A 25,588-nucleotide genomic window follows, 5' to 3' on the forward strand; every position below is an offset into this window, starting at 1 on the left:
TTAAAAAGGGTAAAAATCTGTTTATACAAAAATTTTTCTTAAAAACTCATTTCAAGACTTCTCTTAAGAAAAATTCTTCATATTTTGAATTATCTTTTTAGATAAATCTAAAAATTCATCTCCTGAAAGCTCAATGTTACTACCTCGCTTAAATCCAAAATTATCTCCCTGAAACCTTGGCACTATATGAAAATGAGTATGAAAAATAACCTGCCCGGCATCAGGACCAATTGCACTATAAATATTAATTCCACTGCAAATATTTAAGTCCAATTTTCTCAAAGAAAGAGCTACTCTCTTGCAAACTTTCAATATTTGTCCATTAAATTCATCACTCATATCTAAAGCATCAATACTATGTTGTTTTGGAATAACAAGTGTATGACCAACATTCAAAGGATTAATATCAAGAAAAGCAAACACTAAATCATCCTCATAAATTTTATAACACGACACCTCATGGTTAACTATTTTGCAAAAAATACAATCACTCATAATCTCCCTCCTCCAGTCTAATTTTATTTGAAATTCACTTAAAATCACTAAAAATTAAATTTAAAAATAATTAGTTAATACCAGTTTCGCTATATTAAAATAAGCAACTAAAGTAACAACATCAGCTATAGTAGTAATTAACGGTCCGGCCATTAATGCAGGATCGATTTTTATAAACTTAGCCAAAATGGGCAAAAGACCTCCCAATATTTTCGCAACCATTAATCCTATCATCAAACACGCAGAAACAACAAAAGCTATTTTTAACCTATCACTATGCTCAGGTATTACAAAAAATATAATTCTTAAAAAATTAATACTAGCAAGAATTAAGCCAACTAAAATACTCACACATACTTCTTTAAGTAACACCTTAAAAAAATCTCTTACTTTAAGAGTTCCAAGAGCAAGTTCTCGAATGATTAATGCAGATGCTTGTGAACCGGCATTACCCGAAGTATCCATTAAAAGTGGAATAAAACTCGTTAGAATGACTAAAGATAACACCAAATTCTGATACTTAGTAATTATTGTAGCAGTCAATGTAGAAGATATCATGAGCACTAAAAGCCAAATGATTCTATTCTTTGTCATGTCAAAAATAGAAGTATCAAGATAAGACCTACCCAAAGGAGTAACCGCTGCCGTTATCTGAAAATCTTCAGTATTTAAATTTTGAATAACTTCAAGAATATCATCAATAATAATGACCCCTATCATTCGACCTTCATTGTCAACAACAGGAACACTGGAGATATCATGATTTTGAAAGAGTAGCGCAACATCTTCTTTTTCATCGCTAACTTTTACAATATAAAATCCACTACTCTTCATTATTGCAGAAATAATAACATCATCACTAGATAACATTAAATCTTCAATCTTGATAACGCCTTTTAACCGCTTTTCTTCATCTGTAATATAATAGGTATAAATGTCCTCTTTTGTTTTTGCAAATTTTCTAATATAATCAAGGGCTTCTCCAACACTAAAATAATCTTTAAGTTCAATATATTCTATTGTTACAATTGAACCAGCAGAGGCATCACTATAAGATAAAAATTTATTAATGATCTCTCTATTTTCCTCAGTAGAACTTGCTAAAAATCTTTGCACGACATTTGCTGGAACTTCTTCTAAAAGATCAATAACATCATCAAGATTTAATTCATCTACCATTTCTCTTATTTCTTTGTTTGTAAAAGAATTAGCTAATTTATTTTTTGTAACTTGATCAAAATTAGAAAAAGCTTCAACAGCAACTTTCTTAGGTAAAAATCTATAAATCAAAATCAAATCAGAACCACTAAGTTTCTTTAAAGCTTCACTAATATCAAAGGCATCGTATTTTAAAAGCTCTTCCTTTATATCAGAATATCTCTTCTCTTTAAGCAAGGTTTTTAAAAACACAACATCTATCATAATACCAATATCTCCACGATTTTAATTTTGAATAAATGTTTATAGCCAACCTATTAATCAAAGCTTATCTAAAAGCATTGAACATCTACCTGAAGGTATAGGCAGAGTCTTTTCTTTCTTATTTAATATATTTATTGTAAAATAATAGAGTTTTTCGGATTCCATTTTGATCTCCCAGCCTCTCTTACCCTTATTGCATATAATTGTAGTTTGGTTCTTCTTAAGTGATAGACTCTCTATTCCCATAATCTCAAGCGCAGGAATATTCCAATAAACCGTTTTATCTGGCAAACTAATTGTAAGGCCGATAATATTTTCTATCATCAGACTAATACTGAAAAGTGAAAGATAACAAATAACATCTTTTTCTGGAAGAATTTTTTTCTCGACATTTAAATATGCAGGTCCCTCTTTCATTGGCTTATAAGCTTCCCAAACATGTCCCTTAACCTTACCATCAGGCAATAGAGTATCTAATATATAATACAAATGTCTGATAGTAAATTCTCTTGCAATATTTGCACGTCTACAATATTCCAGTCCTTTGATAACAAAAAAATTCATATAAGTATAAACAGAACCATAATATCCATTACCATCCATATTAAATTCAGGCTCATTAACCGAAAGAGTGGGAAAAGGATTTGGTGTGCCAAAATGTTCATGGCTCTTTAAATAAAAAACCATTCTCTCTATTCTGTCCTCACTTGGAATTTCAGAGAGAAGTGGTAAAAATCCTACTATGGTCTTACAATTAATAATGTTTTCATTAATATCAAGATCATAATAAAATCCATCTTTTTCATCCCACATTAATGCATTAATTTTAGCTTTAAGAGAAAAAAACCTTTTTTTATATTCAAGGGATAAACTTTTATCATTTAATATGTCTGCTAATTTTGCAATACAATATGCACTATGCACCTGAAATGAATTAAAATCTATAGGATAATAAACATTTTTTCTGGGGGAATCTTTATAAAACACCTTATTCATATCAATTGAATAGAGGCCATTTGGTTTTAAAAATTTCCCCTCTATCCATTTATAATACTTGTCAAGAACTGGTAAAATATCACCAATACGCCTCTTATTGCCTGTTTTATGATATAAATTATATTCAACCCAAGCAAAAATTGGCAACCCAATATTATCGTCATTCCCTTCTATATAAATAACGTTATTATCATGGTCATAACGCGATCTAATTGCACCAGATGCCTCTTGAAGTTCATAAAACTTATCTATAGTAGATGTGGGAGAATACTCCCCATTACTATAAACAAGAAAAAAACTTGAAAGACAAGCTTGCAACTGATTTATAAACCCAAGATTTTCAGAGTAATAGTTCTTATCTTTTCTACCCTTCTCTAAAGCTTGAGAAAAAACAATTTTATCCTGAATCCAAGAAAGACTCTTATTATAAATATCAATAAAATCTTGATCATAATAGTAAATTTTGGGAAATATACTCTTATTCAATGCTTAAACCTCTGAAAAACAAATATCTAATCGACTCCTATTTATTATACATTATAATAACAACAAAATAAGATTTACAACTAAAAATTTTGATATTAAAAATAATTTAAAAGTTAAGCAAAATATCAACTATTACAAAAATAGACTAATAACTCAAAACTAAAAAGCTCAAATATAAAACCCAAGCATGACAATATTTAAAAGATATGCAAATATTTTTCAAAAATTATTCACATTAATCAAAAAATATTCTTTAAAAACTTATTATAAGCCTTCTCATTATTTGGAATAATAAGTTTTCCATTAATTATCTTTTCATAAATTTCTTCCAATTCTTTTTCAAGTTTAAAAGAAATCATTTTAGGGTTTTTAACAAAATCTAAAAAGCTTTCCCTTAATCCATAATTCAATATCTCTCCACCTTCAAAAATATTTGTTTTTAAATAATTAGAAATTATAATATGCAAAACACGTCCGATATCTTTAACTGAAGATGTAATAACATTATCAGGTGCAAGATGTGATTGATCCCTATCAACTCCAATAACATAATATCCATCTCCAAGATCCTTGGCAGCCTCAATAACTCCAATCCCAGACAAACCCGCAACATGATAAATAACGTCTACACCATTTGCGTACATTTCATTTGCCATATTCCTTCCAGAATCGGTATCAAAAAAACTACCGATATATTTGTTATCAATACTAGTGAACATATTAGCATAAATAGCACCTGCTTTATATCCATAATTAAATGTATTAATAGTAACATTATCAATTCCACCCAAAAATCCAATTTTACCCGTCTTAGATAGCTTAGCTGCAATATAGCCTACCAAAAATGCTACTTCTTCAGCTCTAAAAGTTATGGCTGATAAGTTTCTAGGAATAACTAAATCACTATCATAAACAGGATCAATAATTGCATATTTAATATTCGGATTTTTCAAAGCAGTAGCCATAGCAAGATCACTAAATGTATATCCAATGAACCAAATAAAATTGAAACCATCGTTATTTAATGACTCAAGATCGGTTAAATGAAATTTTTCATTAGATTCCTTCATAAATATTTTCAATCCGAATTCTTTTTCTATTCTTTGAGCACCACTCCACACACTCTTATGAAAAGATTCATCCTCAAATACTCCATCAACTAGAACAGCAACTCTAACAGACACACCATCAACTTTAGAAGAATCAGAACATGAAAAACAAAAAATACATAAAATTAAAAATAAATTTTTCACATATATCTCTCTTCAAACCACTCTAATACATAAGTTTATAACCTTGCCTTAAATAAATCAAATTCATGATTTGTAGAAGGTACAATGAGCGTTCCATTAACTATTTCAGTCTGAATCTTTGTAATTTCATCAACTAGCTCATTACCAATAATGCTAGGATCTTTAACAATATCTATGGTTCCGTCTTTTAATCCTTTCTCTATAATTTTAGCACCATCAAACTTGTGTTTATCTATAACGTCCGATGAAAGCTCATATATTACTTTACCAACATCTTTAATCACAGAAGTCAGAACCCTCCCAGGTGCAAGATGTGCCTGATTTTTATTAACCCCAATGACATAATGACCTACACCAAGCTCCTTTACAGCATCAAACACACCAAAAGCAGTATGACCCACTAATACAGGAAAAATAATATCGACACCATCATTAACATACATATACTCAGCACAAGATTTACCAACATCGGCACCACTTCCATCTAAAACTCTCTTAACAATTACTTTCGTCTTAGGATTCGCATAAAAAGCACCTGCTCTAAATCCAACTAGAAATCTCTCAATATATTTAAGATAATGACCAGACATAAATCCAAGTTTATTACTCTTACTCATCTTAGCGGCCATATATCCAACTAAAAATGCTCCTTCCTCAGATCTAAAATTAATAGCTATAAAATTTTTAGGAAGCGAAACGTTATTATAATTAAAAGGATCTATAATTCCATAATAAACATTTGGATTTGTATGCGCCAATGTTATTGCAATATCTGAAAGAGCAGCGCTAATAAACCAAATAAAATTCACGCCTTCTTTTTGCAAAGATTTAACATCTTCTGTCCATACTTCATTAATCGTTTTAAGTCTATTTTCTTCAGTAGGCTTAAGTGTTAAAACTTTTGAAATAAGTTTGATTCCAAATTTATCTCTTATATCTGCAACACCCTCAATAGCGTTTTGCAGATATCCTTTATCATCAAAACTACCCGGGGCCATAATCCCCATAATAATTTGATTATTAAGACCAATAGAAGAAACTTTTTTTGAAGATACACAAGACATAAATAACAAAACAAAAAAAATTACAAAATATAAATTTTTTAACACAGCAATATCCTCTCCACCATAAATGAATTTAAACGTTTTTAAATGATAAGACCAAAATACTGTGGAACATACATCAATCAAAATAAAATTCATTATGAACATCAAAATTTACCTTGTCTAAATTAAAGGTAAATCTAAAAAATAAATGTTAACGAATTGCCTCTCCTTAAATCAGTATTTAATCTAATAAATTATGAGTATCTAAAAATTTATTATATTCATCAAGATTACTTGGAATTGAAATATTTCCATTAACTATCTCATCTTCTATAGTCTCAAGTTTAATTCTCATGTCATCATCAATTTTAACACCATTCTTAACAACACTCACAGCAGCTTCTTTAAGTCCAAATTCTAATACTTTACCGCCATCAAAATTATTTGTATTCAAATAGTTCTTTGTTATTTCATAAATAGAACTACTAACATTTTTAATAACTGATGTTAAAACATTATCAGGTGCAAGATATGATTGATCCTGATCAACTCCAATAATATAATGTCCTGCTCCAAGTTCTTTTGCAACCTCAATAACCCCAAGGCCTGCAAGTCCTGCTGCTACAAATATAATGTCAACCCCATCTGAATACATCTTCAAAGACATAGTCCTTGCCAAAGAGATATCCATAAATGAACCCATATATTGAGAATTAAGTTTAATATCTTTCTTTGCATATTTAGCACCTGCCTCATACCCATATTTGAATGCATTAATCACTACACTTTCCATTCCACCTAAAAATCCAATCTTACCAGTCTTAGATAACTTGGCAGCTATATACCCAGCTAAAAATGAAGCCTCTTCAACTTTAAATGAGAGGCCAAGCAAATTATCAGGGAGACTTACGTTATCTTCATAAGTAACATCAACGGCTCCATAATTGATATTTTTATTAAGAATAGCCGCCTGCTCAGTGGCCTCTTGCAGTTTAAAACCAATTCCCCAGATAATGCCAGAACCTTTATCTTTCAGATCTTCTAAATCACTTATATAAGCAGCACTTGTTGAAGCTTTTCCAACAATCTCAACTCCAAAATCTTCGCCCAACATTTGAGCACCACGCCAAGCATCCTCGCCAAATGACTTGTCATCAAAAGTTCCATCCACTATTAAAGAAACTATGGGTTTTTTTAAAGACTCAGAGGCAGACTCTTTATTGCATTCTAAAAAAGTTAACATAACGAAAAAAAATAACATAAACTTCTTCATATATATAAATCCTCCTCAACTATACTAGCTTTTATGTAACAGATTAACAATAAAGATATCATAAGATTTTTTATCTTTGGGAATACTAATCTCATTATTAATGATTTTACCTTTAATTTCTGATAAGAAATCAGAGTCTTTTATTAAATCTAAATTTAAATTCTCGTTAAAAATAAAATCAAATGCTCCTTCTTTAAGTCCAAATTCTAATACTTTACCGCCATCAAAATTATTTGTATTCAAATAGTTCTTTGTTATTTCATAAATAGAACTACTAACATTTTTAATAACTGATGTTAAAACATTATCAGGTGCAAGATATGATTAATCCTGATCAACTCCAATAATATAATGTCCTGCTCCAAGTTCTTTTGCAACCTCAATAACCCCAAGGCCTGCAAGTCCTGCTGCTACAAATATAATGTCAACCCCAGAAGCATACATATTCCTTGCCATTGAACGCCCAAGTGCAAGATCGGCAAATGAGCCTATATATTGAGAATTAAGTTTAATATCTTTCTTTGCATATTTAGCACCTGCCTCATACCCATATTTGAATGCATTAATCACTACACTTTCCATTCCACCTAAAAATCCAATCTTACCAGTCTTAGATAACTTGGCAGCTATATATCCAGCTAAAAATGCTCCTTCTTCCGATCTAAAATTTACATTCAATAAATTTTGGGGAAATTTAGCATCTTCTGCATAAGAACCCTCAATAATTGCATAATTAATATTAGGATTTTCAAGGGATTTTCGTAAGAAAATATCTGTGAATTTAAAACCAATTCCCCAAATTACACTAGAACCACCTTCTTCCAAACTCCCAATATTGGCCAGATAATTAAAAACCGTGGATTCTTTCTGAATAACATTGACTTTGAACTCTTCTTTAATCTGAGTCATTGCCTTAGAAGCACCCTCATTAAAACTTCTATCATCAAAAACCCCATCGACAATGACGGAAATAGTCTTAGATACTGGAACCTGCTCCTGAGAATCCTCACAACTAAGAATACAAATACATAAAATAATTCCCCATAACATAACACAAATCCCCCATTTGTCATCTTCAAATTGTACTTAATTAATTTAATTCAATGCGTATAAAACATCAAGAAGATATTAAAACAGATTTTTAATATCTTACCATCTGTAATGCGTAAAAGCTCTGTTTGCCTCTGCCATCCTATGAGTATCTTCCTTTTTTTTAAAAGCAGCACCTGTTGAATTATAAGAATTAGCAAGCTCATTGGCTAATTTTTCCTTCATTGACTTTCCACTTGCCTTTCTGGCAGCCGCAATAATCCATTTCATTGCCAAAGCTTCACGTCGCTCTTCTCTAACCTCAACTGGAACCTGATAAGTAGCACCACCAACCCTTCTACTTCTAACCTCTACAAGTGGCTTAACATTATCTAAAGCTTTACTGAAAGCAGCAACCTTATCAACTTCTTCAAGTTTTTCTGCAAGCATATCGATTGAATTATAAACTATAGCTTCACTGATAGATTTCTTGCCATCATACATCATTCTATTTACAAATTTAGCAATTACTTTAGAATCATATTTAGAATCTTTAGAGACTTTTTTTTTAATTTTTCTACGCTTTCTTGACATATAATTTATACCCCTTAAACTTTTGGTTTCTTAGTCCCATACTTAGAACGACCTTGCTTACGATTATTAACACCAAGAGTATCCTTAGCTCCTCTGATAATATGGTATCTAACACCTGGCAAATCTTTCACTCGCCCACCTCTAATTAACACCACTGAGTGCTCTTGTAAATTATGACCAATCCCTGGAATGTAAGCTGTTACTTCAAATCCATTTGAAAGCCTAACACGAGCTACCTTTCTTAAAGCTGAATTAGGCTTCTTAGGTGTAACTGTCATTACACGGGTACAAATTCCTCTTCTTTGAGGACAATTTTGAAGCGCAGGAGATGCTGTCTTTTCCTTTTGACTCTTTCTTGGCTTCCTAATTAGTTGATTGATTGTAGGCATCTATGCTCCCTTTTCCTAATTTTACCAATAAATGGTATCAAATATATAATTTATTTTCAAGTTACGCTTCCAAGCTTGCCTTCTCTCTTACCTTAACCCTCTTGTATAAATTCATACCTGTTCCGGTAGGAATCAAATGCCCAATTACGACATTTTCCTTAAGGCCTTTCAGATCATCAACACTGCCTGCAATTGAAGCATCAGTTAATACCTTGGTTGTTTCTTGGAAAGAAGCAGCTGAAATAAATGAATCAATATTAAGAGATGCCTTTGTGATTCCAATAAGAATTGGACTTGCTACTGCAGGTTCACCACCTTGCTCAATGACCCTTTTATTTTGTTCATAAAAAGTATGTTTATCAACTTTTTGATTGTAAACAAAATTAGTATCACCTACAGATACAATCTTAACTTTTTTCATCATCTGTTTAATGATCACACCAATATGTTTATCATTAATACTTACACCTTGCTTACGATAAACATCTTGAATCTCTGCTAATAAAAACTCTTGTAAGCTAATCCCACCAAGAATCTCAAGAACATCATGAGGATTAATTCTTCCATCGCAAAGCATATCTCCAGCTTTCACAATATCTCCATCTCTAACCAAAAGGTGCTTCCCGGCAGGAATATAATGCTTATGTTCAACTCCATACTCATCTAAAATATTGATAAGTCTCTTACCCTTTTGAATTGCTTTAAACTGAACAACTCCACTTACTTTAGCCATCTCAGTCAAATTCTTTGGAATTCTTGTTTCAAATAAATCGTTAACCCTTGGAAGGCCTCCTGTAATATCTTGTGTTTTTTCAGACCCTTTAGAAAGCTTGGCAATAACATCTCCTATATTAATATCTTGTCCATCTTCAACTTGAAGATAGGCATCTCCAGGAAGAACATAAGATGAAATTTCAACTCCCCTGTCATTGATAATTAAAATCCTAGGATCAAGAGACTCAAAAACTTAATCCGTAATTCTTTTTTCAATATTTCCCGTTTCAAGATTGATTTCCTCTTTAAGCGTTGTTCCCAAAATGATATCTTTAAATTTAACTTTTCCATTCACTTCAGCAATAATTGGTTCTGCAAACGAATCAAATGTCCCAATTACACGTCCAGTCTCGACATAATCACCCACATTTATCTCAAGTCTCGTACCAGCTTTTAAAGGTATTTCTTGCTCTTCAGAAACAATCATCAGATTGTCATCTTTAATTCTAATATAACCAATATGAGATGATACTACGTCAATGCCCTTGTTATTTACAAATAAAGGCATTCCCTTAATTACCTTTTGTGAATCTGAAACCTTAAGTTCTTTGATTTCTTTAATATCTCTCTTATAAATAACATTAATTATTTTTAAAATTCCTTTTCTTGTAAACAGTAATCCACCATCATTCATCTGGACATTAAATCCTTCTATTCCATTAAGAATAAAAGCATTCTTAAAAGTAATTCTATCATCCTCACTTCCAGCTTGTGCAACTCCACCAATGTGGAAAGTTCTCATGGTAAGCTGGGTTCCTGGCTGACCTATTGACTGGGCCGCTATTATTCCAACAGCCTCTCCAATATTAACAGGTTTATTATTTGAAAAATCTCGCCCATAACATTTCTGACAAACTCCATGTTCAGCCTCACAAGTTAAAACAGATCTAATCACAAGCTTGTCGATACCAACAGTTTCCAATAACTTTATCTTATTTTCTGTAATTTCTTCATTTACATCCAGAATAATCTCACCCGTAATAGGACTTTTTATCCTTTCAATTGAATAACTTCCAACCGCTTTTTCTCTTAAAGGCTCAACTATTTCTTCACCATTCTTTAAAGCCTCAACTTTAATACCATTAATAGTTCCACAATCTTCTATTCTAACAACCACATCTTGGGCAATATCTACTAGTCGTCGAGTTAAATAACCGGCATCTGCCGTTTTAAGTGCTGTATCTGCAAGTCCTTTTCTTGCACCATTTGTAGAAATAAAGAATTCTATAACAGATAACCCTTCCTTAAAATTAGAAATAATTGGAAGCTCGATAATATCTCCAGAGGTCTTAGCCATAAGCCCTCTCATTCCTGCAAGCTGCCTGATCTGATTTCTGCTCCCACGCGCACCAGAATCAGCCATCATATAAATCACATTAAAGCCATCTTTATCCTGTTTAAGAATTTGCATCATCTTATTGGTAAGTTCTTCATTTGTTTTAGACCAAACTGATACAACGTTATTGTATCTCTCTTCTCCAGTAATAACACCCTTAGTATAATCATTTTGAATTTTTGCAATTTCCCTATTGGCCTTGTCTACATACATCTTCTTTTCTTCAGGAACAATAATATCACTCATACTTATTGTACATCCAAACTTAGTAGCATATTTAAATCCAAGCTCTTTAATAATATCTAACATCTCAATTACAATTGAAGAACCATACACAACATAAACTTCAGAAATCAAACTTTGCAACTCATGATCGCTCAAAGTTTTATTTACAAATGCAATCTTTCCTGGTAAAGCCTCATTAAATACAACACGTCCCGCAGTAGTTTCTATATATTCAGCACCAACTTTCACATAAATTCGTGCATTATAATCTAAACTTTTATTATTAATTGCAAGAATAACGTGATTAAAACTAACAAACTTACGCCCTTCTCCAACTACATTTTTCCTTTTCATAGTTAGATAATAAAGACCCAACACTATATCTTGAGATGGAAATACAATAGGGTGTCCATTTGCAGGATTTAATAAATTATTAGTTGATAACATTAAAGTCCAACTCTCAGCCTGTGCTGCAGGTGTTAAAGGAACATGCACAGCCATTTGATCTCCATCAAAGTCAGCATTATATGCATGACAAACAAGAGGATGAAGTTTAATTGCCTTTCCTTCAACCAGTACTGGTTCAAAAGCTTGTATTCCCAATCTGTGAAGTGTTGGGGCTCGGTTTAAAAGCACAGGATGCTCTTTAATAACATTATCTAAAATTTGCCATACTTCATCCACTTCTTGCTCAATTAAACCTTTTGCTCTTTTAATATTAAATACAGACTCACTCTCAATCAATTTTCTAATCACAAATGGCTTAAAAAGTTCAAGTGCCATCTTTGCAGGAATGCCACATTGATGTAGTTTAAGTTCAGGACCAACAACAATTACAGAACGACCTGAATAATCAACTCTCTTCCCAAGAAGATTTTGTCTAAATCTACCTTGTTTGCCCTTTAATGCATCAGAAAGAGATTTGAGTGGCCTATTGGATGTACCCTTAACAACTTTTCTCTTATGTGAATTATCAAAAAGAGAATCAACTGATTCTTGTAACATACGCTTTTCATTTCTAACAATGATTTCAGGTGCATTAAGAAGTAAAAGTTTCCTTAATCGATTATTTCTATTTATTACTCTTCTATAAAGATCATTAAATCCGAAGTTGCAAATCTTCCGCCATCAAGCTGTACCATTGGTCTAATTTCTGGAGGAATGACAGGAAGAACATCCATAATCATCCATTCTGGCTTATTCCCAGAAACTTTAAAATTCTCAATAATTTCAAGCCGTCTTAAGAGTTTTTTATCAGTTTTATCATCTTTGTCAATCATTTGAAGTCTAAGCTTAGAAGAAAGCTCATCAAGATCAAGATTTTCAAGTAAAGTTTTAATAGCCTCGGCACCCATGGAAGCACTAAAAGACATACCATATCTCTCTTTTGCTTCAGAATATTCATCTTCATTTAAAAGTTGCATCCTCTTAAGATCGGTATCGCCTGGCTCAATTACAATATATTTTTCATAATAAAGAATAGAATTCAAATTGGAAGCCGTAATATCAAGCAAAAGACCAATCCTAGAAGGGATATACTTATAATACCAAATATGTGCAACAGGGGCTGAAAGCTCAATATGCCCCATCCTTTCACGTCTAACTTTAAAATGAGTTACCTCAACATTACAACGATCACAGATAATGCCTTTATACCTTATAGACTTAAATTTTCCACAATAACATTCCCATTCTTTAGTTGTTCCAAAAATTCTTTCACAGAAAAGACCATCTTTCTCAGGCCTTAAAGTTCTATAGTTAATAGTTTCAGATTTTTTAACTTCTCCATAAGACCAACTCCTAATTTGATCAGGAGATGCTATCTTTATTCTTATCTTCTCAAAATCTTTTATCTCTTTCATAAAACCCTCAAAACCTAAGTTTTATTAATTAATTCTTCTTCCTTTTCCGTTAAAGGAATTTGATTGCCTTGATCATCATAAATTGATAAATCAAACCCAAGACCTCTTAACTCTTGCATCAAAACATTGAAAGATTCGGGAATTCCAGATACATTGGTAGGAATGCCTTTGACAATATTTTCATATATCTTAACCCTACCTGACATATCATCAGATTTTACTGTTAATAGCTCTTGAAGAGTATGAGCAGCTCCATAGGCTTCAAGCGCCCAAACCTCCATCTCTCCAAGTCTCTGACCACCAAATTGCGCCTTTCCGCCTAAAGGTTGTTGAGACACAAGTGAATAAGGCCCTGTAGACCTTGCATGCATCTTATCGTCAACAAGGTGATGAAGTTTAAGCATATATATAATTCCAACCATTACCTCATTTTCAAATGGTTCTCCTGTATATCCATCATATAAAATGGCTTTTGATGTTTCATTAAATCCAGCTTTTTTTAACCTTTCTTGAATGCATTCATTTGTGGCAGACTCAAACACAGGAACATCATAATATTCACCAAGGTATTTACCAGCAAGCCCAAGCTGAGACTCCATTAATTGCCCAATATTCATACGAGAAGGAACACCTAGAGGATTTAAACATATATCAAGGGGAGTTCCATCTGCAAGATATGGCATGTCTTCAACAGGAAGAATTTTTGCAACGACACCCTTATTTCCATGTCTTCCTGCCATTTTATCACCTTCTTTAAGCTTCCGTTTCTTGGCAATATAAACTTTTAATATCTCATCAACACCAGGTGGAAGATTACCAACATCATCCTTAGTAATTCTTTGAACATCAATTACAGTTCCTTCTGTACCATGTGGCACTTTGAGTGAATTATTCTTAACATCCTTTGCTTTCTCACCAAAAATGGATGTTAAAAGCTTAAATTCAGGTGTAATGTCCCCTTCTGATTTTGGAGTAACTTTACCAATCAAAATATCACCCGGCTTTACATAGGTTCCTATTCGTACAATTCCATGCTCATCAAGTTTATTTAATATCTTGCTACTAACATTGGGAATATCAGCCGTAACTTTCTCAGGCCCAAGTTTAGTTTCTCTTACCTCAATACTAAATTCTTTAATATGAATTGAAGTGTAAAGATCTTCTTTTACAATTCTCTCAGAAATTAAGATAGCATCTTCATAATTAAATCCATTCCAAGGAATAAAGCCAACCAATAAATTATTTCCAAGCGCCAACTCTCCATACCTAGTAGCAGGGCCATCAGCTATTATTTCATCTTTATTAACTATCTGCCCCTCTTTAACTAAAACTGAGTGATTAAAAGAAGTATCCTGATTTGTTCTCTCATATTTCGCAAGCTCATATTTATCTAAATCATTTTCATCAATAGCATCATCCGGTCTGATAATTATTTGTTGATTAGTTGCAAGTACAACTGTACCTGTTCTTTTTGCCTTAACAACAACACCAGAATCTTTAGCCACTATTCTTTCCATACCAGTACCAACAATAGGTGGCTGAGGAAATAATAAAGGTACTGCCTGACGTTGCATATTTGAACCCATAAGAGCACGGTTCGCATCATTATGTTCAAGAAAAGGTATTAATGCCGAAGAAACGGAAATCAACTGCCTAGGCGAAACATCCATGTAATCGATATTCTTAGGGGCCATTGTGGTATAATCACCAGATACTCTAACAGAAATTAAATCATCAATATAATTACCTTCAGCATGAACAGCAGCATTCGCCTGAGCAATGCATTTCCTCTCCTCATCAATTGCAGATAAATATTCAATTTCATCAGTAACCTTGCCATCAATCACCTTTCTATAAGGAGTTTCTAAGAAACCATAAGCATTTACCTTTGCATAAGTAGCTAGGGAAACAATAAGACCAATATTTGGACCTTCGGGGGTCTCAATAGGGCACATCCTACCATAATGAGTATAATGAACATCCCTTACTTCAAAACCTGCACGATCCCTTGAAAGTCCCCCAGGACCCAAAGCATTAAGACGTCTCTTATGAGTCAATTCAGCTAAAGGATTAACCTGATCCATGAATTGGGAAAGCTGGCTGGTTGCAAAAAATTCTTTAACAGCAGAAACAATAGGCTTAACACTTATTAATTCTTGGGGCTTAAGATTAAACACTTCTTTATTAGACATTCTATCCTTTGCTATTTTTTCTACCCTTGACATCGCCCCTTTATATATATTAGTAAGTAACTCACCAACAGAACGCACTCTTCTATTTCCAAGATGATCAATATCATCAAGAACATCATGACCATCATATATTCTTAAAAGATGTGATATCGTATTAACTATATCTACGATAGTAAGAACTGAAGTCGTCAAATCATTAAGACCAAACTTTTTAGAAAGCTTATATCGTCCTACATGACCTAAGTCGTATCTTTTTTCTGAAAAAAATACCGTCCTTAAGTCATTCTCAGCACTATCAATAGATATCGGCTCGCCAGGTAAAAGTACATTATAAACTGCAAGCATCACGGATTCTCTTGAAAGCTCCTTAAAGCCATCCTTTAGAGAGAAATAGGCGTCCTCTCTTTCGAAACAATTTAAAATAACATCAGAACTAATGAAATGTTTACCAGGAACACTATCATATCCATCAAAATCAATAAGATTGATCTCTTTTACTCCATTTTGCAAGAAATCTTCAATATCTTGTAAAGTTATCTTATCGCCTGCCCGATAAGTCATGTTTTCTTTTATAACAATATTTACTGCTAAATATTGCCCTGTAATTTCTCTTTTAGTATCCTCATTTACCTCAATTTTTTTAATTTTATAAAAAGTTTCAATAATTTTTTCTCTAGTACCAAGACCTAAAGCCCTCAAAAAGAGAGTAACGAGTATACGCTTTTTTCTGTCTATCTTAACATAAAGGTGTTCTTTCTTTGAATCGATCTCAAATTCCAACCAAGAACCACGGTAAGGAATAATACGAGCATAATATAAATCTTTTTCCTTGTAAAAAACAACCCCAGGGGATCTGTGAATCTGAGATACAATTACTCTCTCAGCACCATTAACGATAAAAGTTCCTCTATCAGTCATTAAGGGAATAGTTCCCATATAGACATCCTTCTGTCTTATCTCTCCTGTTGTCAAAAACTGCAAATTCAATCGTATCTTTAAAACAGCTTCGTAACTTTGCCCTTTTCTTTTGCATTCTTTTTCAGTAAAACTAAGAGAATCATACTCAATATAATATTTTTCATATTCAAGCATAACCTCACCATTACTGCTTTTTATAGGAAAAACATCTCTAAAAACAGATTCAAGGCCTTCATTAAGCAAAGGTTCATTATTTCTTAATCTCTCAAGTTGCAAAAATTTCTCATAAGAATTCAATTGTATTTCTATTAGGTTAGGTAAATCTAAGATTTCTCCTGACTTTCCTTGACCCAGATGAACTCTTTTTATCATTGAAAGACTCCTTTTAAGACATAATAAACCACATGCCCATAAAATGACATGTGGAATAATAAATCTGGCTTATTTCTAATGTTTTATTTAATTTCAACTTTTGCACCAACTGCTTCCAGTTTCTTCTTTATTTCCTCAGCATCTGCCTTTGAAATACCTTCCTTAATTGCCTTAGGAGCAGCTTCAACTAAGGCCTTAGCTTCCCCTAGCCCAAGTCCAGTAATAGCTCTTACTTCTTTAATGACATTTATCTTACTGTCTCCAAAAGATATAAGCATTATATCAAATTCTGTCTGCTCTTCAACACCACCTGCAGAAGGACCGCCAGGCCCAGCAGCAACAGCAACTGTAGCAGCAGTAACTCCAAATTTTTCTTCAATAGCTGTTATAAGCTCAACAATTTCGGTTGTTTTGGCCCCTTCAAGCCATGTTAAAATATCCTCTTTATTTAGTGCCATATTAACTTAACTCCTTTATATTATTCTAAACAGTGATAGCATGCACTTTATTTAAGACTAACACTGTTTTGATTAAATTTTAGAATCAGACAAAGCCTTTAAAGTTCTTACAAGTTTTGAAATTGGTGCTTTCAGAACACTCATAAATAAAGAAATAGCTTCTTTCTTAGTAGGAAGCTTACTATATGCATTAAGTCTGGCTTCATCATAAACCTCCCCTAAAACAAAGCCTCCCTTAACCTTTAAAGTACTAGTTTTAACAAATTCATAAAAAATTTTTGCAATTACGTTAGCCTCATCAACAGCAGTCACAACAGCTGTCGGGCCTAAAAGATAAGAATCAAGCCCATCCATATGCTTACCTTTTAAAACTCGTTTCATTATGTTGTTCTTCACAACCTTTAATTCACCCTTTTCATTTTCAACTCTATTTCTCAATTCAGTAAGTTCTGCGACTGTTAATCCTCTGTAATCTAGGAAAAAAATGTTATCTTTGCCATCCAAAAACTCTGCCAAAGAATTAAACATTTCAACCTTTTTAGGACTTATCTTTGCATGCATAATTCAACTCCTAAACAAAATCAATCTTTACAGAAGGCCCCATGGTAGATGAAACATAAACACTATCCACAAAAGTACCTTTTAAATCACTTGGCCGTCTTTTAAGAAGTTCTTTAATAAATTCATCATAATTTTCTTTTATCTTCTTGTTATCCATAGAAGATTTGCCAACAGAAAAATTAATCACACCATTTTTATTTGCCCGAAACTCTGTACGACCTTTCTTAAGACTAGCTAATGTGCCTTTTAAATCATTCGTAATCGTTTGTGTCTTAGGATTTGGCATTAAACCTCGCTTACCTAAAATGGGACCAAGCTTTCCCACATCCTTCATCATATCAGGCGTAGCAACAACAACATCAAAATCACCAAAACCACCTTTGACCTTATTAATAAGATCATCATCTCCAACATAAGAAGCACCAGCTTCCTTTGCTTCCTCAGCCTTATCACCCTTTGCAAAAACAAGTATTCGCTTTTCTTTCATAAACTGATTTGGCAAAACAACCGTATCTCTAACTGTATGATTCTTCTTTAAATTAAGATTAATAGATACATCTATAGTCTCATCAAACTTAACAAATTTGATCTCTTTTAATAAAGCTAGAGCATCATCTATACTGTAAGATTTAAGCTTATCTATCTTAGATAAAGCCTGAATATATTTTTTTCCACTCTTAGCCATTATTTCTCCACCTCAACACCCATAGAACGCGCACTTCCTGCAATGATTTTAAATGCTGCCAGATCAGTTTTTGCATTCAAATCAGGCATCTTGAGCCTTGCGATCTCCATTACCTTTTCTTTTGAGATAGTCCCAACCTTTTCCGTATTTGATTTTTTAGAACCTGCCTCTATTCCAACAGCTTTCTTAATTAACACTGAAGCTGGGGGAGTCTTTACGATAAATGAAAAACTCTTATCACTATAAACAGTAATAACAACAGGAACAACAATCCCAGGCTCCATCGTAGCCGTTCTTTCATTAAATTCCTTAACAAACTGAGGACCACTAACACCGTGGGGTCCAAGTGCTTGGCCTATTTTAGCTCCTGGGGCAGCTTGAGCAGCTGGAACTTGAAGTTTAACCCAAGCAATTTCCTTCTTTTTTTTAGACTTAGACATAAATAACTCCTTATGGTACTAACGCCTTTAAGCTCCCATTAATCATATATAACTATTAAATTTTCTCTATGTGCTGAAAATCAACTTCAACAGGAGTTGACCTCCCAAAAATTTGAACTGCAACTTTCAACTTCTTTTTCTCATAATCAATAGAGCCAATAACACCTTCAAAGGAATCAAAAGGTCCTCCCTTAATTCTCACTCTCTCCCCTTCTTCAAAATCATAAAGTATAAAAATGGATTTATCTGCCTTAATTTCACCAGCAAGCATAAAAACACTTTTAACTTCTTCATCACTAATTGGAAGAGGTTTTTGCTCCTTGTTAGTACCAACGAAACTCACAACACCTGGAATCTTAATAATATTAGCTACCGTGCTTTTCCACTCTTGCTCAGGGAGATCTAACTCAATAAGAATATACCCCGGCCAAATCTTCCTTTCCCTTATCCGTTTTTTACCATTTCTGATCTCTTCTACCCTTTCAATAGGCGCCTTAACGTCTAAAACATTGCTCCCAAAAACACCTTCGCCAATCAAAAGTTTTATCTCTTGTTCTATTTTTTTTTCATACTGAGAAAAAGTCTGTAATACATACCAGGCCCTGGACATAATTCTTCCTTAAAATATATGAGTTATAGCAAGATACATAATATAATCTACTATACCCAAAAAGGTGGAAATAAAAATAACTAACCAAAAAACTTGCCTTCCGCTGCCTATCACCTCATTGTGCTTAGGCCATGTTATCTTTTTAAGCTCTAAAATACTTTCTTTAATAAACTTAAACACTTAAAAGCCTCTCTTTAACAATACAAACAACAGGTCAGGAGGGACTCGAACCCCCAGCATACGGTTTTGGAGACCGCAGTTCTACCATTGGAACTACTGACCTATTACTTTCAGTTATTTTATTTTACCTTCTTTATGAAGAGTATGCTTTCTGAGGACTGGACAATATTTCATTAATTCTAATTTTTCTTGTTTATTACGTCTGTTCTTAGTAGTTGTATAATTTCTAAGTCCTGTCTCCTCACATACTAAAGCTATAAGCTCAACAGCACTTTTACCCTTTTTCTTGCCCATAATAATACTCCCGACTATAAAAGCCCTCAATCGGATTTGAACCGACGACCGCCACCTTACCATGGTGGTGCTCTACCCCTGAGCTATAAGGGCATTATTTCCCCTTACAATAAACTCTTATATCATGTTAATTTATTATTTAAAAAAAGACAAGTCTTAATATTATATTTCCAAATTATTATTTAATAATAACAAGTTTGCCTTCTTTCAAAAGATTAATATTATTCTTATTTGAAAACAACTTATAAATAGAATGTTCATCAAGCACGATATCTGAATGGTTTTTACCATAAATTCCTTTAGCAACTATCTTTAAAGGAAAACTCCCAACTCTGTCCTTACTTTTATAAAAAATATCATCTGTATATTCAAACATTCCCCACTTCTTAAGTGCGTCTGGCATAACCATTCTTCTATCAAAATAAAGCTTAATATTTTCATCATAAATCTTAATAAAAAAAGCATCTTTTAGTTTGACAAAATCGCCTGTAGGTGATTTATAATCATCACCCACATAAATAATAACTCCAGTATAAGTCAATTGATCAACATTTGTATTCATTAATGGATAAAAAGTCTTATAAGGCTTATTATGAGATAAAAACAACTTCATGAAATCAGGAAAAAGGGCAAGCTCATATCTAACTGTTATATTTTTCAAATCCTCTGAATATTTCGTATATCCCCTTTTCAAAATATTATCAAGTCCTGAAAAATGAAGCATTAAATGGGGAATCGGAATCAAAATAATCTTTAAAAACATTATCAGAGTCAATAACCATGTCAAAAAGCGATTGTCTTATTAAAGTATCTTTAAAATCATTAACGCTAAACACTAATCTAGCTGTAGAATCAACTCCAACCCTACCAAATCTCTCCTCATCTACTGGTTTAATAATATCAAAATAAACAATCTTAGAATCCCAATCAATCGTTCTCTTAATACTAGACTTAGATAAAGAATCATTTATAATAGAGACATTAGAATAAAATAAAAATAAAAAACCCAAAAAATTATTAAGCAAACTCAGTAAAGTCATATTAAGTCTCCCTATTTTTTCCCTAAATAAACCCCTATCCAAGCCCAACCATTATTAATTTCTGGATCTTTTGGATAAGAAATTCTTTTAAAAACAAAATACCATTCCCAAATATGTTCCCAACCACTAAATCCAAGATAAGATATATCATCACTAGAATCAGCCTCAAAACTACTTGCAAATTGTATTCCATTTTTTCGTCTACTACTAAGCTTAATCATTGTTGTTAAAAAACTGTTTGTATTAATTGAATTACTTCTACCGCCTCTTTGATCCCAGCTTTGAATAAAGAAATTATGTTTATTCCTTATACTTAATAATTTCGTAGTATTTCCAGAATGGATATATTTCTTAATATCCTGAATCAGATCATTTAAATTTCTATAAATTACAAAATTTGGATTATTATAATAATTAATCTTAGTAACAATACTAGAATAATCTATTGAATCTATTCTTAAATCTGATCTTGGTATTGAAAGCAGCTTTTTATAATAAAAATAAGCCTCATCATAACTTTGAACATGCTCTAAACTTAAGCCAAGGTTGTAATAATAATTGCCTCTATCTGCATCAGTAAGACTCAAACCATCATCATTAAGCAATAATTTATAATAACGTATTTTATATTCAGATTCAATATTTAAATTGACAACCCTTTTTGCAATATCTAATTTTATAGAACTATTTTCATAAATATAGTCATCGAAATTATCAACAACATATCTATAATAAGTAAAAGCCACTAAGTCTTCTTTCATAAAAGAATATATATTACCCATTAAGTAAAAATATAAAGGATAATATTCCCTACTTTCATCATTAACAATTGCTTGATTAACAACTTGTAAAGCATCCTCATAATCTTTATTGTGCACATGAATATCAACTATTCTATCAACAATAAGAAACCTATCTAAACCCTTTTCGTTTGATTCTTCTAAAAGACCTACAAGACTTTGCATTTCACTCTGCTTAATCTTACAACAGCTAAAAATCAGCATTAGTATAAATGCTTGAATTAATAACTTCATTATTTTTATTATATAATAAAGGTCATGTATAACAAAACATATATGAAAGTCAACAAAAACTATCAGAATTTTAACATGTTCAAAACATTAATTTATATAATTTATATACTTTTAATATTATTTCTTTCTTGTCCTAGCAAGAACAACAAATACGGTATTGTTTTAGATTCAAACCATAGAGAAGCACTTCCAAATGGTTCGCTTGTAAAAATAGAAGATATTAACTTTAAAAAAAACACACTAACAATAAACTATAATGGGACAAAATTTATAGTAAATAAATTCACAATAGAAGAGTTTCAAACAAAAACAGAAGCAGAAAAATTTCAAACTAATATTCAACCCTATGTAAATAAATACGCATTAAGCAAAAAAGACCTTTTACCACTTAGAACTTCTCCTGATAACTATAGAGAAAACATAATATATAGAATACCAAAAGAAACCACAATAAAAATAATACAAATTGGAGATGAAACAGAAGCGGGTTCCCTTAAAGGAAGATGGCTACAAGTTTTAACAAAAGATGGATATAAAGGTCATGTTTTTGACTATTCGCTTGAAGTATTTGATAATATTCCAGGGAAAATATTCTCAAATCCATTAGATCAAGATTCACAAAATAATATCATCAATACATTTAAAAATATTAAATATTTAAGACCGTTCTATTACGAACAAATGATAGTCAACAATCATTATGACACCAACTTATTCAAAGAAGACTATGGATTATTTTTCACCCACAAAAATGAAATAAAAATCAATATACCTGAATTAAATTTAAATTTCAAATTCGATATTGTTGAAGAAGTCAAACCTAATGGATTCCTATTTAAATCCAAAACTGCAAAGGAAGATTTGATTCTCCTAATCAAAGAGCCTCAAAACTATTACAAGTCAATCATAAAAGTCAAAGAACATAACCTTGAATCAAAATTCGTTATTATTGAACAAAACATTACAACAATTATTCTTGAAGCAGAAAAACAAAATCAAAATCTAATAAACAAATTAGCATCTTATGGAAAATTAATAAATACACAATACGGAAATATTCAATTTAAAAGCGATCAGACTTTTGTTTGGGAAATAGATGAAAAAATTTATAATCTTCCAAATTCTGGTTCATTCACAATCATAGGACTTAGTCCAAAGTTACAGATCTCATATAAAAGTGCTATTAAATTAACAAATAATCGGGACGGGAAAGAATATTTTTGTCTGTTAGACTATACAAATAACGCCTTACAACTCATATTCCTATCTTCCAACAATATTGAAAATGGCCTAATAATAACTGACGATCGGGACAAAATTGCAGTCATATTATTTAATAATGCCCATCTCGATCAAGATATATTTACAAATCAATTACATAAAACCACTTAAAGGTTAAAATGATAAAAATAATGCTTATACTACTATTGGTACTATTTGTTACATCTTTAAATGCAAATGAAGACATAAAAATAATAAAAGAATTATCACAAACAACTTGTAATCTTAGCCATAAAGAATATGAAATAAATAAAGACAAACTAAATAATTTTATAGAATCAATAAACCCAAACAACAAAGGTCTATTAAAAAAGTTGCAACAGATAAAAAATGACTTATTAATAACATCTGTATGTTTTCAAAATATAAAGGGTACTTTAATAGCTCTAACCCTCTCAGCAGAAGTAAATTACCAATATAAAATATCCCCACTATCAATTTCAATTATTAATAACGATTTTAAAATTACAAAAATATTAATAGACTATGGGGCACAAATCAATCAAATAGACGATACCGGGTATCCACCAATATTTTGGGCAATATATCTAAACAATGAAGTAATATTCAATCTTTTAAAAGATAATGGTGCCGATTTAAGCCTGGCCCTTAAAAATGGAAAAACACCTATACAAGCTGCAATAGAAGTTGAAAATATAAATTTAATAAAACTTCTACTTGAACAAAATGTTTACATTCAAGATAAATATAAACAAGAAATTCAAAATTTAAAAGATAAGAATATAAGAAATATTCTCAAAAAATACAAGATAATATAGACAATTAAGTAGACAATCAATATCCATCTGACATCTCAATATTTTTATCTTTTTCAAAAAGTTCCTTATATACAAAAGATTTTTTATTAAGCTCTTCCCTTAAATTTTTAGGAAAAGGGGCATTTCGCCACATTATTCCACGTACTATTTTTTCAAGCTTTTGAACCCCTCTGCTTTCCTTATCTAACCAAAGCAAATAGTCATCAAGAAAAAAATTTTTAATATTACCTTTCTTAATAAATTTAGAATAGTATTCATAATACTGCCCAGTTATTCCTGTCTCCATCCACCTAAATGAAGCTTGATCTTTTGCAAGCTCCCAAAAAAAATCTCCAATGCCAAAAATAATAGCCTTTCTTAAGTCTTTGGCATACATAGGTATTAATATTTTACCCCGCCCATTGGCCCGATTTTTAATATCAACAGGCTCCCAACAAATTCCCCTATCACCATAAGATGGTACTAATATAAAATAAGGAACAATTCTAAGCAAATCGCCCCTATAAGTCTTACAAAAAATTTTAGGTTGAATATTTTCAATCTCTCTTACAAGTTGCATAACTCGTTCTCTACTACCAAAAGTTTTAGGACTCGCAACTACATTACTCTTAAGTAATATTGGAAAATAATTACCCCTAGGTCCAATAGTAAGCTTATTAGCCTCCATTAAGGTCTCAACTTCTTCAACTGCCATGGTGGAAGAATTAGGCATATCAATTTCTTGAATCTTATCTTTAATTGCAGCAAGCTCTCTCTTTGCGTCTTCAATCTGAGAAGAAAAAGCCATAATTTCTCTATTAGTTTTTATAAAACTATCAACATAATGAGATGCAAAATTTAAAGGTTTTAAAATATTATCAGAATAAATTTTTTCCATCTTAAGTTTATATGTAAGCATCTCGTAATCAGATATTTCTTCAGTAAATAAAAATCTAAACATACTCCTTAGATTACCAATAGCCTCACTTCTTATCTTATCGCTTTTTTTAATATTGCTCTTTGCAAAATCAATATTAGCTAAAAGCTTTTCTCGTTTATTAAACAAGATCCTCTTAATATCTTCATCTTTGATAATTGTCATTGACTCATCAGTTGCAAGCTTTCTTAGTTTCAATTTATTAACGCCATAAATCCATTCATCAAAATAAATAAATGGTTCATTATAGTTATTATCCCAAATGGTCTTAGAAATTAAAGATTTAAGCTCATTACTAAGAGCATTTGGAAGCAAAGCAGCAAATCTCAATAAAACTTTCTGTTCAATTGTTAAATTTAAAACATTTCTAGCTATTGATTTCAAAAATTCCCAATAAATGCTGATTATCTGTCTATATCTGACAACTTTAGTACCTTCTTCTTGTGTTGATTGTGGGCTTAAATAAGCCAACAATACTTTGTGAAGTCTAAAACCAATGTCTTTATCACTTGAGATAAGATTTTTATAATAATCATTCGTAAAAAAATTCTTGTCATGTTCTTCTAAAACACTAATTTCAGGCAATCTTAAATTTAAATCTGTATTAACCAAGTCAGGATACTTATACAAAAACTTCTCTCCAATTAG

The 25,588-nt window shown here is 31.7% G+C and carries 20 protein-coding genes, 2 tRNA genes and 3 pseudogenes; 2 read left to right on the top strand and 23 right to left on the bottom strand.

Annotation, left to right across the window (positions count from 1 at the left end):
* Positions 1-63: 63 nt before the first annotated feature.
* From ACWUD1_RS01875 to ACWUD1_RS01980, 22 genes and pseudogenes are all read right to left on the bottom strand, one after another.
* Positions 64-495: an HIT family protein gene (locus ACWUD1_RS01875; protein ID WP_472756839.1), complete on the bottom strand. Its 432-nt coding sequence runs from the start codon at positions 493-495 to the stop codon at positions 64-66.
* A 60-nt stretch (positions 496-555) separates the two neighbouring features.
* Positions 556-1,917, bottom strand: a complete 1,362-nt coding sequence (mgtE, locus tag ACWUD1_RS01880) for a magnesium transporter (RefSeq protein ID WP_472756840.1) — start codon at positions 1,915-1,917, stop codon at positions 556-558.
* A 57-nt stretch (positions 1,918-1,974) separates the two neighbouring features.
* On the bottom strand, positions 1,975-3,399 hold the full coding sequence (locus ACWUD1_RS01885) for an MGH1-like glycoside hydrolase domain-containing protein (RefSeq protein ID WP_472756841.1): 1,425 nt from the start codon (positions 3,397-3,399) through the stop codon (positions 1,975-1,977).
* A gap of 239 nt (positions 3,400-3,638) precedes the next feature.
* Positions 3,639-4,652, bottom strand: coding sequence for a BMP family ABC transporter substrate-binding protein (locus ACWUD1_RS01890; RefSeq protein ID WP_472756842.1), 1,014 nt, complete (start codon positions 4,650-4,652; stop codon positions 3,639-3,641).
* Positions 4,653-4,687: 35 nt separating this feature from the next.
* Positions 4,688-5,854: a BMP family ABC transporter substrate-binding protein gene (locus ACWUD1_RS01895; protein WP_472756843.1), complete on the bottom strand. Its 1,167-nt coding sequence runs from the start codon at positions 5,852-5,854 to the stop codon at positions 4,688-4,690.
* Between the two features lie 85 nt (positions 5,855-5,939).
* Entirely contained in the window at positions 5,940-6,971 is a 1,032-nt protein-coding gene (locus ACWUD1_RS01900) for a BMP family ABC transporter substrate-binding protein (RefSeq protein ID WP_472756844.1), read from the bottom strand.
* Positions 6,972-6,995: 24 nt separating this feature from the next.
* A pseudogene (locus ACWUD1_RS01905) lies at positions 6,996-8,021 on the bottom strand (BMP family ABC transporter substrate-binding protein).
* Positions 8,022-8,120: 99 nt separating this feature from the next.
* Complete coding sequence (rpsG, locus tag ACWUD1_RS01910; protein WP_472756846.1) at positions 8,121-8,594, bottom strand: 30S ribosomal protein S7; 474 nt, start codon at positions 8,592-8,594, stop codon at positions 8,121-8,123.
* Positions 8,595-8,608: 14 nt separating this feature from the next.
* Positions 8,609-8,983: a 30S ribosomal protein S12 gene (gene rpsL / locus ACWUD1_RS01915; RefSeq protein ID WP_472756847.1), complete on the bottom strand. Its 375-nt coding sequence runs from the start codon at positions 8,981-8,983 to the stop codon at positions 8,609-8,611.
* 61 nt (positions 8,984-9,044) lie between these two features.
* Positions 9,045-13,180, bottom strand: a pseudogene (gene rpoC / locus ACWUD1_RS01920) (DNA-directed RNA polymerase subunit beta').
* A 14-nt stretch (positions 13,181-13,194) separates the two neighbouring features.
* Positions 13,195-16,662, bottom strand: a complete 3,468-nt coding sequence (rpoB, locus tag ACWUD1_RS01925; protein ID WP_472756848.1) for a DNA-directed RNA polymerase subunit beta — start codon at positions 16,660-16,662, stop codon at positions 13,195-13,197.
* An 83-nt stretch (positions 16,663-16,745) separates the two neighbouring features.
* A complete protein-coding gene (gene rplL, locus ACWUD1_RS01930; protein WP_472756849.1) occupies positions 16,746-17,120 on the bottom strand; it encodes a 50S ribosomal protein L7/L12 in 375 nt (124 codons plus the stop codon).
* Between the two features lie 72 nt (positions 17,121-17,192).
* The gene (gene rplJ / locus ACWUD1_RS01935; protein ID WP_472756850.1) at positions 17,193-17,681 is read right to left on the bottom strand and encodes a 50S ribosomal protein L10; all 489 of its coding nucleotides are present in this window, start codon (positions 17,679-17,681) and stop codon (positions 17,193-17,195) included.
* A gap of 10 nt (positions 17,682-17,691) precedes the next feature.
* Entirely contained in the window at positions 17,692-18,366 is a 675-nt protein-coding gene (rplA, locus tag ACWUD1_RS01940) for a 50S ribosomal protein L1 (RefSeq protein WP_472756851.1), read from the bottom strand.
* Positions 18,366-18,806: a 50S ribosomal protein L11 gene (rplK, locus tag ACWUD1_RS01945; protein WP_472756852.1), complete on the bottom strand. Its 441-nt coding sequence runs from the start codon at positions 18,804-18,806 to the stop codon at positions 18,366-18,368. The genes rplA and rplK overlap by 1 nt, the downstream gene beginning before the upstream one ends.
* Before the next feature lie 55 nt (positions 18,807-18,861).
* Positions 18,862-19,416, bottom strand: a complete 555-nt coding sequence (gene nusG / locus ACWUD1_RS01950; RefSeq protein ID WP_472756853.1) for a transcription termination/antitermination protein NusG — start codon at positions 19,414-19,416, stop codon at positions 18,862-18,864.
* 9 nt (positions 19,417-19,425) lie between these two features.
* Positions 19,426-19,596, bottom strand: coding sequence for a preprotein translocase subunit SecE (secE, locus tag ACWUD1_RS01955; protein ID WP_472756854.1), 171 nt, complete (start codon positions 19,594-19,596; stop codon positions 19,426-19,428).
* 30 nt (positions 19,597-19,626) lie between these two features.
* Positions 19,627-19,699 (bottom strand) — tRNA-Trp (locus ACWUD1_RS01960).
* A gap of 11 nt (positions 19,700-19,710) precedes the next feature.
* Positions 19,711-19,890, bottom strand: coding sequence for a 50S ribosomal protein L33 (gene rpmG / locus ACWUD1_RS01965; RefSeq protein WP_472756855.1), 180 nt, complete (start codon positions 19,888-19,890; stop codon positions 19,711-19,713).
* A gap of 21 nt (positions 19,891-19,911) precedes the next feature.
* Positions 19,912-19,983, bottom strand: a tRNA-Thr gene (locus tag ACWUD1_RS01970).
* 85 nt (positions 19,984-20,068) lie between these two features.
* Positions 20,069-20,921: pseudogene (locus ACWUD1_RS01975) on the bottom strand (hypothetical protein).
* 20 nt (positions 20,922-20,941) lie between these two features.
* Positions 20,942-21,964: a hypothetical protein gene (locus tag ACWUD1_RS01980; protein ID WP_472756856.1), complete on the bottom strand. Its 1,023-nt coding sequence runs from the start codon at positions 21,962-21,964 to the stop codon at positions 20,942-20,944.
* Positions 21,965-22,039: 75 nt separating this feature from the next.
* Between ACWUD1_RS01980 and ACWUD1_RS01985 the strand changes: the two genes are divergently transcribed.
* Complete coding sequence (locus ACWUD1_RS01985) at positions 22,040-23,356, top strand: hypothetical protein (RefSeq protein ID WP_472756857.1); 1,317 nt, start codon at positions 22,040-22,042, stop codon at positions 23,354-23,356.
* Between the two features lie 8 nt (positions 23,357-23,364).
* The gene (locus ACWUD1_RS01990; RefSeq protein ID WP_472756858.1) at positions 23,365-24,024 is read left to right on the top strand and encodes an ankyrin repeat domain-containing protein; all 660 of its coding nucleotides are present in this window, start codon (positions 23,365-23,367) and stop codon (positions 24,022-24,024) included.
* A 16-nt stretch (positions 24,025-24,040) separates the two neighbouring features.
* On the opposite strand, the gene ACWUD1_RS01995 is transcribed toward ACWUD1_RS01990, so the two are convergent.
* The gene (locus tag ACWUD1_RS01995; RefSeq protein WP_472756859.1) at positions 24,041-25,570 is read right to left on the bottom strand and encodes a hypothetical protein; all 1,530 of its coding nucleotides are present in this window, start codon (positions 25,568-25,570) and stop codon (positions 24,041-24,043) included.
* Between the last annotated feature and the right edge of the window lie 18 nt (positions 25,571-25,588).

This window comes from Borrelia tillae (genome assembly GCF_055693965.1).